This window comes from Neobacillus niacini NBRC 15566 (assembly GCF_001591505.1).
Lineage (GTDB): Bacteria > Bacillota > Bacilli > Bacillales > Cytobacillaceae > Neobacillus > Neobacillus niacini.
The window spans coordinates 13203-26704 of record NZ_BCVA01000013.1 but is presented as its reverse complement, the minus strand read 5'-3'; the positions used below and the strand labels follow the sequence as shown (position 1 = coordinate 26704).

Here is a 13502-nt window from a genome sequence, read left to right as displayed (position 1 = left end):
CCCTTAAATATTCGGTGAAATGTTATTTCCTATCAGTTCTACTACAGTATGTCACAAATTGTTCACATTTAGAAATACTAATACGGTTATGGTATGTATACCTAATAAGTTATAAATTGATAAAAACATTGCCTTCATGTTTATTTGTTATAATAATATTTTGAAGCTAAATAACATATCACTATCTTATTAAAAATAGTAAATATGACAAATAGTAAAAGGGGGCTATAGAAAGATGAAAGATCTTTCCGGAAAATATTTAAAGTCAATTGCTGAATACGGGAATTTCTCACATGCTGCCAAGGCTTTATATATATCACAGCCATACCTTAGCAAATTTATTAAGAATCTGGAGGATGAACTAGGAATTGAACTAGTTAACCGGAGAGTAAATCCTTTAACGTTAACATATGCAGGCGAGCGATATTTATATTATATGAATGAAATAGAACAGACATATATAAAATTGCATCATGAAATTGAGTCAATCTCTAATATGGAAAAAGGGCAATTAAAACTTGGTATAAACCCAATATTAGGTTCTCACACCCTCTATAATATTCTTCCTGAATTCATACTCAATTACCCTGGAATTGAAATTGAACTGATTGAGGAATCTGCGGTTGATATGGAATCTCTACTATTAGAAGGGAAAATTGATATATGTTTAAACATGCTTCCTATATTTAATCAGGAGATTGTCTATGACATCCTTTATGAAGAAAAACTATATCTTGTTATTCCCCCTACCCATAAGCATTATAATCCTGATAAGAAACCAATTGCTCATATTCCATTTAACCCCCATCTTCTAGACGGAGAAAAATTCATTTTACTTAAAAAAGGGCTTGGTTTAAGAAGACTCACAGATGAAATATTCAAAGAATACTCCATTAATCCTAATATCGTCATTGAAACGCAGAATATCGAAAGTGCATTCCGGTTAGCAAATAGAGGTGTGGGTTTAACCATTATTCCTGAGAGTGTGGTTACCCGGGATAATATCATTACTGATTCTATTTTCTACACTTTAGGAAACCCCGTTTTTAAGAATCATGTAGTGGTCAGTTATAAAAAAGGGGAATCCTTGTCTACCCCAGCCCTTACATTCCTGAATATTGCAAAAGAAAAGTATAAGCAATTTTAATTTATGGCCCTTTGGTTCTTAAGGGCCTTCCATAAAAGACAGAAAAAGCCTCCAAACAGTTCAGCAAACTGATGAAAGGCCTTTTCTAGTTATTGATTATTTCTTTTATTGATTTACGGAAAAAGCATTTAAGTTAACGAATCGACACCTTGATATAACAGGGTTTTAATCCCTAATTACATCATGCCGCCCCTAAGGTGAGAGTGTGTAATATCTTTTACGGTGTGTGCAGAAAGTGCGGTTTATCAGTGTTTTTCCAAATTTCACCTGTAACATCTTTCACCTGATATTACCGTTTTTCACTGGATTGCGTTAGCAGGATGTTAGCATTTTATATTAGTCTTATTTATTTACTAAGGTAATTGAATTCTAGGTTTTATTTTTGTTAGAAAACTTTTCACGAGTTAATTTGGGAACAAATAACGATAAAAAGAAGGAACGAGATAAACTAAATAAGACAAACGCTATCCATAATCCATGATTTTGATATTGGGGTACAAGCACCCAAATCGAAATTAAAAAGACAATCAATGCTAAAGCAATTGAATCCCGGATAGATTTTGCCTCAGTAGCACCAGAAAAAATTCCTTCTAGCTGCAAACCCCAGAATCCAAAGATTGGAAACAAAATCATCCACACTAGGTAATCCTTTGACATAGCTTTTACGTCTGTAATTGTCGTGAATAAGGAGACGATATTTTCACCAAAAGTAAATATACTTAAACTTAAAAGAATTGCCGAGGCTAACCCCCACTGAGCTGAAAGAATAAACGCACGCTTATAAAGGAACTGATTTGCTCCACCTATAGCTCTGCCAACCATGATACTAGAAGCATTCGCGAAACCACCAAATAAATAAGCAATTATATAGTGAATTTGTAGCAGGATGACATTGGCCGCTAACGTCACTTCACCCATACTTGCACCTTTAGAAGTAAAAATCACGGTCATCGTAAGCAAACAGACAGTCCTCAGGAATAAATCCCGGTTCACTATCATCATCTTTTTAATGGGTTTTGTTTCTATTAACATCGATAACTTTATACCGCCTAGTCTCTCTTTATTCGTCAAATATAGAAGCCATGCCCCTAATACAACAGCACTAACCTCAGCTATAAGAGTGGCGTAAGCAACACCCTTAACTCCCATTCCTAATCCTAAAACAAACACAAGGTCTAATATAATGTTTAAGACATTCATCCATATTTGAGTAGTCAAAGCTAAGCGAACCTTTCCCATTCCAATAAGCCAACCAATCGTGACATAGCTTAGTAGAATAAACGGTGCTCCCCAGATTCGAATAGAAAAATAAGTAGAAGCAAAGGATAATACAGCTTCACTTCCGCCAATGAATGTTAAGGCAATTGCTAGAATGGGATCTTGCAAAAGGATAAAAATTATTCCAAACAATAAAGCTAATATCATTGGCCTAAGAAAATATAGAATAATTTCACTTTGATTATTTGCTCCTTGCGCCTGAGAAGTAAATCCACTTGTACTCACTCGAAGAAATCCTAGCAGCCAGTACATCGTATTAAAAATAACGGCACCAACAGCTACTCCACCAATTAAAGCCGGATTAGAAATTCTCCCAACGACTGCTGTATCAACAGCCCCTAAAATTGGAGTTGAAATGCCTGATACAATGAGTGGAATGGCCAACACTAAATACTCTTTATGGCTATAAAATGTAGTGTTATTTGAGACCATTGAATCTGTTGCCAATTTCATAAATTCCTCCTATGTAGAAAAAGACAGGTTCCCCTGTCCTTGCGTATACATCATATTATTTAAATATCCATTTTTGCTAACCCAGTTTCACCTTCGTTGTAAGTGTACGAAAACGTGGGTGTTCAGCAAGGATGGAGTCTCTTAATCGTTTAACTATAGGGTGTTTGGAGGAAAAAAATTGGTCTTTTGAATCGTAAAGCTCTATCAATTCTCCTTTTTCAAGGACACCAATTTGATCAGATATCGAAAAAGCTGCTTTAATATCATGTGTGATGAAAAGATAGGATAAACCGAAATCATCCTTTAATTCACTTAATAATTTTAAGATTAAGCTTTGTGTAACCATATCTAAACTACTTACTGATTCGTCAAGAACGATTAACTTCGGTTTAAGAGCAATTGCTCTAGCAATATTTATCCTTTGCAATTGTCCACCACTAAATTGATGAGGGTATTTTTTTAAATCCCTTTCACTTAAGCCTACTCTTTCTAATAGCTCTATAACCCTTCTTCTTTTTTCTCCTACAGATAGCCTTTCAAAGTTCTCTAATGGCTCGCTAATAATTCGTTCGGCTGTCATTCGGGGATTAACAGCGGAATATGAGTCCTGAAATACCACCTGGAGATCACGGCGTATTTTTTGTTGGGTAGCTTTATTTAAATTGTAAATGTCATGTCCTTGAAACAAAACCTGACCTTGCTGTGGGCGTTGAATCCCGAGAATTACTTTTCCTAAGGTACTTTTACCAGCTCCGCTGGTACCAATTAACCCCAAACATGTTCCTTCTTCAATAGAAAAGGAAATCTCATTAAGAATATTCGTTGTTTGATCATTCCCTTTAAAAAGCCTTTTAGAATTATAGCTAAAGTTTACTTGTTTTACCTGTAATAAGCTCAATGGCTTCACCCCTTGGGAATTTCGTTTTGCCCGTTACAACATATAGCTATAGGGTTGTTTTTGAGAATATAAGGTCGGTCTTGTCCTTAACAGCTTCTTCGTGTACTCATGTTGTGGATTATCAAATAATTCTAAAACGTTTGCTGTTTCTACTATTCTCCCATGTCGCATTACGATTACATCATCAGCCAATTCAGAAATAACCCCAAGGTCATGAGAAATGAGTAGAATAGATGTTCCATACTCTGAACGAATCTTATCTAATAGACGCAGTACCAATGATTGACTATGAAGATCAAGGGCTGTAGTGGGCTCATCGGCAATAATAACAGCTGGCTTCAGGCAGGCAGCTATGGCAATCATCACCCGTTGCAGCATACCACCACTTAATTGGAAAGGATAGTTTTTCAGCAATTTAGCTGGATCCGGCAGGTTAACACTTTCCATCACACCAATCGCAAGCTCCTTTGCTTGCTTTTTGTTTAGTCCTGTATGAGATTGAATGGTTTCAATAAATTGATGACCGATCGTAAACACGGGAGTAAAAGCATTCATTGGATTCTGCATGATAAAAGCAATATCCTTACCGCGAATTTTCCGCATTTCTTTGTTTGCCAGACCATTCAATTCCCTGCCTTGCAGTGTAATACTCCCTCTAATATCCACATTTTTCTTATCATGGAGCTGGAGGATCGACATACTTGTAACCGTTTTCCCACAGCCGCTTTCCCCGACGAGACCTAAGATCTTGCCCTTTTTTATTCCAAATGAAATAGCCTGAACGAGTGAGGCAGAACCATCATTGGTTCTAACTTGCACATGTAAATCTTTTACCTTTAAAATGTCTTCCATTTTCAACAGTCCTTTTTTATTAGCGGCGTTTAACCCCAAAACGTTCTGATAGTGATTCACCTAATAAATTAAAGGTAACAACAACTAGCATAATCATGAAACCCGGATAGATCATTAAGGCTGGGTGTGTTCGGATATAGGACTTTCCCTCATGAATCATCGCTCCCCACTCTGGTGTAGGAGGCTGTACACCCAAGCCTAAAAAGGACATGGAGGATAAGTTCATAATCGCCCAACCCATTTCTAACGTTCCCATTACAGCAAGTGATGGAAGAACGTTAGGAATAATATGTTTTTTCATGATGGTCCATGTAGATGAGCCACTGATTTTAGCAGCCGTAATATAGTTCTGTTCTTTCAAGCTTAGAACCATTCCTCGAATGACCCTGGCGTAATAAACCCATTGTACGAGTATTAATCCTAATATCACCTGCTTCAGGCCGGCTCCCCAAATGCCCACAAAACCAAGAACAAACAAAAGACTTGGGATTGCCATTAGTCCATCACCCAGTCTCATTAACAATTGATCAACCCAGCCGCCCGTATACCCAGCAACGATCCCGATAATCAAACCAATACTTAGCGCCGAAACAAAGATGAGCATAGCAAACCCTAGCGAAATTCGTGCCCCAAAAAGGATACGCGAAAACGTACAGCGACCTAGATGATCTGTTCCTAACGGATAGTCCCATGAAGGCTGCTGCAGCTTATGCGCTAAATTGACAGCAATCGGATCATTCGGTGCAATCCACGGGGCAAAAAGGGTAATTAGGAATAAAACCCCCAATATGCTTGAACAAATGACAATCACTTTTTGACTTTTTAATCGATCACGAAGCTTTGCTTTCATCGGTATTGCCTTCCTCTTCTAGAAATACGTGGGTCAATATACATTTGAATCAGGTCGACTAGTAAATTGCTAGTAAGAAATATTCCTGCAGCCAATAGCACGTAGCCTTGAATAACGGGAACATCACGGTTAAAAACAGCCTCAATAAAAAAACGCCCAAACCCTGGCCATGAAAAGACTGCCTCTACAATGATCGCTCCTGTCATTAAGTTCCCAAGATTCATTCCAAGCCCGGTAATCATCGGGGAAATGGCAATTCTTAATACATGCTTCCCCATGATGATTTTTTCATGAACACCTCTCGTCCGCGCAAAAAGCACATAAGACTCTTGTAAATTCTCAAGAACACTTGCCCGTAATAGTCGGGTATAGAGTGCGATTAACGGGAAAGCCAGTGTAACGGAAGGTAAAACCAAATGCTTCCACGTTCCAATCCCTTCTACTGGGAGAAGGTCTAGTTTTACAGAAAAGAAAAATATCAATAAGTACCCAAGCCAAAAGGATGGGATGGATGCCCCTATAAAAGAGAGGAATCGACTTAAATGGTCCATTCCACTGTTCTTCTTTATACCTGCTAAAAAACCAATCGGAACACTTACTAGGATAGCAATCAAGAGACTGCCGATCGTCAACTGAATAGTAGCTGGTAAACGAGCGGAAATCTCCTGCCATACGGGTTTATTGGTAACATACGATATGCCAAAATCAAATTGCCCTACTTTTATTAGGGAATTTACATATTGAATAAAGAGAGGCTGATCTAAGCCAAACTCATGTCTTTTTTGTTCCAACATTTCATCTGTCGCTTGGATATGTGCAGCAGCAAAATATGCCTCAGCTGGGTCCACTGGCGATAGGTTGATCATGCCAAATGTTAGTAAAGTGGCCAAAAGAAAGATTGGAACAATGGTGATGATTCGTTTCAAGACATAAGTACCCATGTAAAACTCCCCTGTCGCTTACTTCTTCTTACTTATTCCTGTAAATGGATGTTCATCCCGGTTAGCAGGGAATGTAAAATTAGAAACATCCTTTTGATAGATAGCTATTTTCTTAATATACGAAATTGGTACAATTGCACCTTGTTCTTGTAGTGAACCTAAAATCTCCGTATAAAGTTGTTGACGCTCGTTTTCATCCGTTGTTTGTTGAACCTCAGCTATTTGGTTCTGTAACTCTTCTTTGTTAGGATAAGATGAAATTGCTTCTCTAAATCCAAATCCTTCTGTGACCATCATGTTTACGAAAGTATGCGGATCATACGGAGCACCAAAGTTACTATAGAAATTCATATCGAACTCATTCGCTTTGAATCTTTCGACTTGAGTGGTAAGCTCAACTCCGGTAATATTTAATTTTACACCTAAGCCCGCCCATTCAGACTGTAATGTTTCAGCCATTGTTTTTTGGATTACTTCAGCAGAGTTATACATTAACTCAATTTCTAGTGGTTTTCCATTTTTTTCGCGAATATCTTTCCCCTTTGGCAGCTTCCAGCCAGCTTCGTCCAATAATTGTTTCCCTTTTTCAACATTATACTCGATTGTATCTGCTTTCACATTGGAAGTATAAGGGAGGTTGGTTGGTAAGATATAGTCAGCCTTCTCTTCTAAACCAGATGTCACACCCTCAACCATCGCTGATTTATTAAAGCCGTAATGTAGGGCTTGACGAACACGTACATCTGAAAGCTGTTCTTTGTTCGTATTCATTACCAGCTGTCTAGTAGCGACTGGTTCAGAAATGCTAGTCACAAATGAACCTGTTGATTCTAGTTGTTTAAAAGAATCGATACTAATTACACCCTCCCCATAAATAAGGTCTAATTCCCCCTTTTCGAAAGCAAGGATGCGCGTTTCAGCATCAGGAATGATTTTCACTTTAATTTTCTCTATATTTGGAACTTCTCCCCAATAATCATCGTTTCTTTTAAAAACCGCATATTCATCTACTTTATATTCATCTAATACCCATGGACCTGTCCCAACTGGCTTTACTACACCTTTAGAGGTGTCACCATCTTCAGGGAAACCTGCCTCCCCAAGGAATCGTACTGGACGGACGACTGCTAATTCCTGAATAGTAGGGTAATAAGGTTCTTTTAAGGTTAATTTAAAGGTATACTCATCGACAGCCTCAGTTTGGTCGATCTTTGAAATAAAACCTAACCAACTGTGTGTTGCTGCATTTTTTAAAATCGCATCAAAATTCTTTTTCACAATCTCTGCATTAAAAACTGTACCATCTGTAAATTTGACACCTTGACGTATGTTGAACAAATATTCCTTCCCATCTTCGGAAATCTCCCATGACTCTGCCAAATGTGGTTTTAACTCTCCACCCTCTTGGTAGCTGACTAAAGGTTCATACACCATAGATTGGGCAAATAATTGAGATGGGTTATAGATATGAGGATTCATTTCGCCTATATCTCTTGGCCAAGCAAAGGTAACCATACTTTCTGTTTCTTTATTGCTAGATTTAGAGTTTTCTTTTTCTACTGAACCGCTTGAACAGCCAAGTAAAGCCATCGATACTATCAGAACCCATACAGCCATAAGCAAAAGTCGTTTCTTGTTTTTAGGGTTAAACATCGTAAGTTGATCCTCCTGAGTGATAATGATAACTATTATCAATAGTAGATTCCCAAACGCTAATTGTCAATGAAGATTCTGATATTTCACAAAGTATTCAAGTTATTAATGGTATTTTAAGATGTGATATAAGCTCTACTCCTGCAAAGTTATACACCATAAGAAAGACTCCTATTTTCAATAGTTGCATTAACTACTGTGAATAATTAAAGGACCACACATATTAGACATAACTAAAATGTATGGTCCTTTATATTCCAAAAAATATTGACTTGAATTTATTTTTCACGCCTCAAGAAAGAGGTATATTAAAGCGTTGTGTAAGGACTACCCTCTAGAGAAACAATACTTAAAGACTGACTCGACCGTTCAGATGAATAGATAGCCAAAAATGTCTATCTGGGCACGTACGCAAGAAATGAAAAAAGAAGCCTCTCAAAAGTTCGCTGAACTCATGAGAAGTCTCTTTTATTTTTCAATGTATTAGCATTTTGTTATCAAATCACTCAAAACCCTATATATATCAAGGGCTGGAGGGCTTGATTACATTATACCGCCCTTTAATGCGCCTTCGTCCGAATCCATGTGAGAAAAGCCTATCAATACCTTCTTTGAAGCTTGCTACTAGTTTTACTTGATTCCAATTCCGACAATGTTCTTCCTACTAGCAAGGTTTAATCACTGTTTTGACAGTATTTAAAGGCCTTCTAATCAATCGTTTAGTTAGAACCAATTCAACTAATTAAACGTTTAATTAAATACCGCCTAAGCCCTTTTAACAAACGAATTTTTGGCTGTTTTAAGTAAAATAATTGTCTAATAAAGAGTTTCAAATTTATTAGTGGAAATACAGGCGGTAACACATCTAAATCCAATAAGGTCATTCCTTCCCCCCTCGAGAACAAAAAAAGCGCAAACTCTACAAACACATTTGTAAAGTATTGCACTTTTAATAAAAAAATATCTGCGGTACCAGGATCTATGACAAAAACTCCAGCAATTCTTTTGTAAATTTTTCCACAGCTTCGATATTGGACAAGTGAGCCCCCTCGAGCTCAACGTAGTGCGCACCTTGAATCTGTTCTGCCAGGTATTGTCCATCGCGTGGAGGCGTTGCTAAATCACCGCTTCCGGAAATCACTAATGTTGGCACCTTGATATGCTTGACTGTATCCCTCTGATCCATATCACGAACAGCCATACAGGCTGCGGTATATCCTTCCGGTGACATCTCCAATAGTACTTTTTTCACCTTATCCAACTCTGCTGAACCTTGCTCAATAAAAGGTTCCTGGAACCAGCGTACCAATACCCCTTCCGCGATGGCTTCCATTCCTCCATTACGTACATTGGCAATTCTTGTATCCCAGATTTCACGAGGCCCAATGTAAGCCGCTGTATTGCAAAGCGCCAAATTCGCAAGACGCTCAGGAGTATTTAATGCCAGCCACATACCTGTCATGCCGCCCATCGAAACACCAGCAAAGTGGGCACGTTCAATCCCCAAACCGTCCAACAAGCCGACTACATCTTTGCCAAGCTGCTCAATTGTGTAGGGACCTTGGGGCACATCGGAAGCACCATGTCCTCGAGTGTCATATCGTAACACGCAAAAATCTTGTGTCAGTGCCTCTATCTGAGGATCCCACATCGAAAGGTCGGTCCCAAGAGAATTAGAGAGTACTAGTACAGGAAGCCCCTCCTTGCCGTCGAAACGGTAATGTAGCCGGGTACCATTAACTTCTATAAAATTCATCCCAAACACCTCTTTTTATTTTTCAATTGATAAATAATCACTGCCTTCAAACCATGCAGGAATGCCAGCTGTCAGCAGAGCAACAAGCGATACATCAGCAATTTCCGCCTCTGTTGCTCCACACTTTTTCGCACCTTGAATATGGAGTTCAATCCCTCTTTGGTACATTTCCGCAACATTGATTCCAACTAAGACAAGTTCCTTTAATTTACGTGAAACCACATTGTCTCTAAGAACAGACCTTCTTAAATCTGTATACCTTTCTGTAACAGAAGGGTTGAATTGGTTCAAGACTTTAACCCAATTTGGAATTTCCCCGCCGGCTTCTTTTTCATAATAACGGTTATAATCAGCAAGGGAAGCGAAGAAGGCCTCTTCATCTAAAGCAGGAGAAGCATTCACCTCTTCTTTTCCTACATATGAAACAGCATATTCGATGGCTTTTACACCCGTAAACCAAGCTGGAATCCCTCTAGAAATGATACAAGTAGCCAATACATCGGCAATCTCCTCGATTGTTGCACCTGAATCGATGGCTCCCTTTGTATGATAGATCATGCTTCGTTCATATCGGCGCGCCGCATTGATTCCAACAAGGATTAATTCTTTCTCCTTTTTAGAAAGAGCCCCATCAACTAAAATCTCGCCTCTTAATTTTGTGTAATACTCAAGTGCCTTTGGTGCAAAATGATGCATTTTAGCTACCCAATCCGGAACCTGACCGTAAACACGTTCGAAAAATTCTAACCCATTAAAAGTTGTTGTCATTTTATCATCCCCTAAAAGTTTTTCGTTGACTTTAATTCCGAGTATTTTGAAGATAAATCCGCTGAGTCCACCATTTATTCCACGAAGTTCACAATGTAGTTTCCAAAGCCTTTCAAACTATAAAAAGGAAGCTTCTATTCCTCAACCGACCGGAATAATGTGGCAATCCCTTGTCCGCCAGCGATACATAAGGTACCGAGTCCCCATTTTGCATTCCGCTTCTTCATTTCATGGATCAGTGTAACGCTGATCCTCGCACCGCTGTTTCCGATTGGATGACCAAGCGCTATGGCTCCACCGTTGACATTAATTTTCTCCAATGGTAAATTCAGCTCTTTAATACAAGCTAACGCTTGTGCCGCAAAGGCCTCATTTAATTCTACCAAATCGAGATCCTCTAGGCTGATATTAGCCATTTCCACTGCTCTTTTGCTTGCCTCAACGGGACCAATGCCCATCCGGTCCGGCTGTACGCCGGAAACACCAAGTGCAACAATCTCAACCAAAGGCTGAAGCTGATATTTCTCTATTACTTCACCGGAAACCACCAATAGCATTGAAGCGCCATCATTTAATCCAGATGCATTTCCTGCGGTAACCGTCCCACCTTTTTTAAAAGCAGGCTGCAATGTTGCTAGCTTATCCAAGCTCGTTTTTCTTGGATGTTCATCAACAGAGAATAGAATAGGCTCTCCTTTTTTTTGTGGAATTGAAACAGGAACAATTTCATTCTCAAATCGGCCATTTGCGATTGCGTTAAATGCTTTTACCTGGCTTTCAAAGGCAAATAAATCCTGCTCTTCACGAGAAATGGCATAGTCATCAGCTAAATTCTCAGCTGTCATTCCCATCACAAGCCGGCCGTATTTTTCCTCAGGCTGTGAGCCAGGCTGGCTTTCCTTGTTCGGATCCAAGATTTCGCCGTTCCCTGAAAGCAATCCATATCGTCCATTTCGGATATAATAAGGAGCGCAGCTCATGCTTTCCACCCCACCGACAATATAAGCATGCCCTACTCCAGAACGAATCGCCATAAAGGCATTATGAATTGCCTGCATACCGGAACCACATTGACGATGAACCGTATATCCTGGAAGAGATTCCGGTAAATCAGTTTTCAACAAAGCCTTGCGGGCGATATTCGACTGGTCCTGACTTTGTTTTGCCTGACCAATAATAACTTCATCAATCACACCATCAGGAACTAGATTGCTAGATTTCAAATCTTCAAATAACGGAACCAAGAGATCATCCGGCTGAACATTTTTCAATGATCCGCCAATTTTCCCCACTGCAGTCCTCTTTGCACTCACAACAAATACGCGATTATCCAAGTTACCAACTCCTTAGCATAAGATTGTAATTGAATCACTAATTTCAAAGTTTGCCTCTGTTTTATCCTTGACTTCAGCCAAACTTACACCAGGCATTAACTCTTTTAAAACCATGTGTCCGCCACTAAACTCAAATACAGCCAGTTCGGTGATGATTAAATCGACCTTTCGGAGTGAAGTAATTGGATAGGTACACTTTTTAACAATTTTGGACTCACCCTTTTTAGACGTATGATTCGTCGTGACAATGACTTTTTGTGCTCCGCTTAAAAGGTCCATCGCTCCACCGACGCCCATAATATTTTGCCCCGGTATTGCCCAGTTGGCAATTAACCCCTGTTCATCGACCTGCAGCGCACCAAGAATGGCTACATTCACATGACCACCGCGAATCATCGCAAAGGACTCTCCACTGTTAAAATAAGAGGCACCGATACCTTCCGAAATTGGCAGCTTCCCGGCATTAACCAAGCTAGGATCAAAGTCATCCTCACTTGTTAGCTCTGATACCCCAATCATTCCATTTTCCGTATGGAAATAAACGGAACTGGAATCTACATATTTAGCCACAAGGGTTGGAATTCCGATTCCCAGGTTTACAATCGAGTTTGGCTGTAATTCTGCTGCAGCACGTTTGGAAATTAGCTCTTGACTTTCCTTACTCATTTGGAAACCACTCCTTCCTTTTTCAATATCAATTTGCTCTCCACGATCGCATCAACGAATAAGTGAGGCGTTACAATCTCTTCTGGAGATAATTCTCCGACTTCGACAATTTCGTCTACTTCTGCAATCACATAATCTGCGGCTGTCACCATTAATGGATTAAAATTGCGCGCTGTTTTGTAATACACTAAATTTCCAAGCTTATCTGCCTTAGCCGCTTTTACCAAGGCAACGTTTGCTTTTAACGGCTTCTCTAAAACATAAAGCTCCCCATCAATCTCGCGCACTTCTTTCCCTTTTGCGAGTTCCGTACCTGCACTGGTTTTTGTATAATAGCCGCCTATTCCTGCACCACCTGCACGAATCGACTCGGACATCGTACCTTGGGGCATTAATTGAATGTCCAATTTCCCTTGGTTATAAAAATCTCCAACTTCACGATTGCTAGTAAAATAAGAACCTATTGCTTTTTTAATTTTTCCCTGGCGCAATAAAATTCCAAGCCCTTTACCGGCTTCCCCCAGATTATTACTAATGATCGTTAACTGATTGACATCGAGTCTGGTTAGTTCATCTATCAACGTTAAAGGCGCCCCTACAAGCCCAAATCCTCCCACCATAAGGATGTCGCCTGATTGGATTGTATTTATGACCTCTTCTACTAGCTTAACCTTTTGCATCCTAATCACCTCTCAATTTTTGCCAAACAAAAAGCCCAGTCCTCCAAAAGAAAACGCGTAGGCGCTCATCTTTTGGAAAGGCTGGGCTATCTCAATTAAATGAAAACGGGTTGAGCGTTCTCACCATGAAGATTTCAACTTTCCATCATCATAATCAGGAACCTGATTAGATTTTTCATATTTCTTCTATTATATCATATTTATTTTTCAAAGTTGACTTAAATAA

General features: G+C 39.2%; 12 protein-coding genes. 1 reads left to right on the top strand and 11 read right to left on the bottom strand.

Going from position 1 to position 13502, the window contains the following annotated elements:
• The first annotated feature begins 235 nt into the window (after positions 1 to 235).
• A complete protein-coding gene (locus BANA01_RS12470; RefSeq protein ID WP_063253377.1) occupies positions 236 to 1147 on the top strand; it encodes a LysR family transcriptional regulator in 912 nt (303 codons plus the stop codon).
• A 369-nt stretch (positions 1148 to 1516) separates the two neighbouring features.
• Here BANA01_RS12470 and BANA01_RS12465 read toward each other — a convergent pair whose 3' ends face one another.
• The 11 genes from BANA01_RS12465 to BANA01_RS12415 all read right to left on the bottom strand — a co-directional run bounded on the left by BANA01_RS12465 (position 1517) and on the right by BANA01_RS12415 (position 13276).
• Positions 1517 to 2878 (bottom strand): MATE family efflux transporter, encoded by a 1362-nt coding sequence (locus BANA01_RS12465; protein WP_082799503.1) that lies wholly within the window; start codon positions 2876 to 2878, stop codon positions 1517 to 1519.
• A gap of 76 nt (positions 2879 to 2954) precedes the next feature.
• Complete coding sequence (gene nikE, locus BANA01_RS12460) at positions 2955 to 3776, bottom strand: nickel import ATP-binding protein NikE (RefSeq protein ID WP_063253376.1); 822 nt, start codon at positions 3774 to 3776, stop codon at positions 2955 to 2957.
• Positions 3777 to 3809: 33 nt separating this feature from the next.
• Positions 3810 to 4628, bottom strand: a complete 819-nt coding sequence (gene nikD / locus BANA01_RS12455; protein ID WP_063253375.1) for a nickel import ATP-binding protein NikD — start codon at positions 4626 to 4628, stop codon at positions 3810 to 3812.
• Between the two features lie 19 nt (positions 4629 to 4647).
• On the bottom strand, positions 4648 to 5478 hold the full coding sequence (gene nikC / locus BANA01_RS12450; RefSeq protein ID WP_063253374.1) for a nickel ABC transporter permease subunit NikC: 831 nt from the start codon (positions 5476 to 5478) through the stop codon (positions 4648 to 4650).
• The gene (gene nikB / locus BANA01_RS12445; RefSeq protein ID WP_063253373.1) at positions 5475 to 6419 is read right to left on the bottom strand and encodes a nickel ABC transporter permease subunit NikB; all 945 of its coding nucleotides are present in this window, start codon (positions 6417 to 6419) and stop codon (positions 5475 to 5477) included. Before nikB ends, nikC begins: the two co-directional genes overlap by 4 nt.
• An 18-nt stretch (positions 6420 to 6437) precedes the next feature.
• Positions 6438 to 8072 carry a nickel ABC transporter substrate-binding protein gene (gene nikA, locus BANA01_RS12440; protein ID WP_063253372.1) on the bottom strand — a complete coding sequence of 545 codons (1635 nt, stop codon included), beginning with the start codon at positions 8070 to 8072 and terminating at the stop codon, positions 6438 to 6440.
• 979 nt (positions 8073 to 9051) lie between these two features.
• Positions 9052 to 9828: a 3-oxoadipate enol-lactonase gene (gene pcaD, locus BANA01_RS12435; protein ID WP_063253371.1), complete on the bottom strand. Its 777-nt coding sequence runs from the start codon at positions 9826 to 9828 to the stop codon at positions 9052 to 9054.
• Between the two features lie 15 nt (positions 9829 to 9843).
• Positions 9844 to 10596: a carboxymuconolactone decarboxylase family protein gene (locus BANA01_RS12430; protein ID WP_063253370.1), complete on the bottom strand. Its 753-nt coding sequence runs from the start codon at positions 10594 to 10596 to the stop codon at positions 9844 to 9846.
• Between the two features lie 134 nt (positions 10597 to 10730).
• Positions 10731 to 11930: a thiolase family protein gene (locus BANA01_RS12425; RefSeq protein WP_063253369.1), complete on the bottom strand. Its 1200-nt coding sequence runs from the start codon at positions 11928 to 11930 to the stop codon at positions 10731 to 10733.
• Between the two features lie 12 nt (positions 11931 to 11942).
• On the bottom strand, positions 11943 to 12596 hold the full coding sequence (locus tag BANA01_RS12420; protein WP_063253368.1) for a 3-oxoacid CoA-transferase subunit B: 654 nt from the start codon (positions 12594 to 12596) through the stop codon (positions 11943 to 11945).
• Positions 12593 to 13276, bottom strand: a complete 684-nt coding sequence (locus BANA01_RS12415) for a CoA transferase subunit A (RefSeq protein WP_063253367.1) — start codon at positions 13274 to 13276, stop codon at positions 12593 to 12595. Before BANA01_RS12415 ends, BANA01_RS12420 begins: the two co-directional genes overlap by 4 nt.
• Between the last annotated feature and the right edge of the window lie 226 nt (positions 13277 to 13502).

What these genes read in the sequence shown, in the direction of transcription:
- nikA (WP_063253372.1), bottom strand. Translation starts at nt 8,072, where the DNA reads ATGTTTAACCCTAAAAACAAGAAACGACTTTTGCTTATGGCTGTATGG.
- BANA01_RS12420 (WP_063253368.1), bottom strand. Translation starts at nt 12,596, where the DNA reads ATGAGTAAGGAAAGTCAAGAGCTAATTTCCAAACGTGCTGCAGCAGAA.
- nikD (WP_063253375.1), bottom strand. Translation starts at nt 4,628, where the DNA reads ATGGAAGACATTTTAAAGGTAAAAGATTTACATGTGCAAGTTAGAACC.
- BANA01_RS12415 (WP_063253367.1), bottom strand. Translation starts at nt 13,276, where the DNA reads ATGCAAAAGGTTAAGCTAGTAGAAGAGGTCATAAATACAATCCAATCA.
- nikC (WP_063253374.1), bottom strand. Translation starts at nt 5,478, where the DNA reads ATGAAAGCAAAGCTTCGTGATCGATTAAAAAGTCAAAAAGTGATTGTC.
- BANA01_RS12465 (WP_082799503.1), bottom strand. Translation starts at nt 2,878, where the DNA reads ATGAAATTGGCAACAGATTCAATGGTCTCAAATAACACTACATTTTAT.
- pcaD (WP_063253371.1), bottom strand. Translation starts at nt 9,828, where the DNA reads ATGAATTTTATAGAAGTTAATGGTACCCGGCTACATTACCGTTTCGAC.
- BANA01_RS12470 (WP_063253377.1), top strand. Translation starts at nt 236, where the DNA reads ATGAAAGATCTTTCCGGAAAATATTTAAAGTCAATTGCTGAATACGGG.
- BANA01_RS12430 (WP_063253370.1), bottom strand. Translation starts at nt 10,596, where the DNA reads ATGACAACAACTTTTAATGGGTTAGAATTTTTCGAACGTGTTTACGGT.
- nikB (WP_063253373.1), bottom strand. Translation starts at nt 6,419, where the DNA reads ATGGGTACTTATGTCTTGAAACGAATCATCACCATTGTTCCAATCTTT.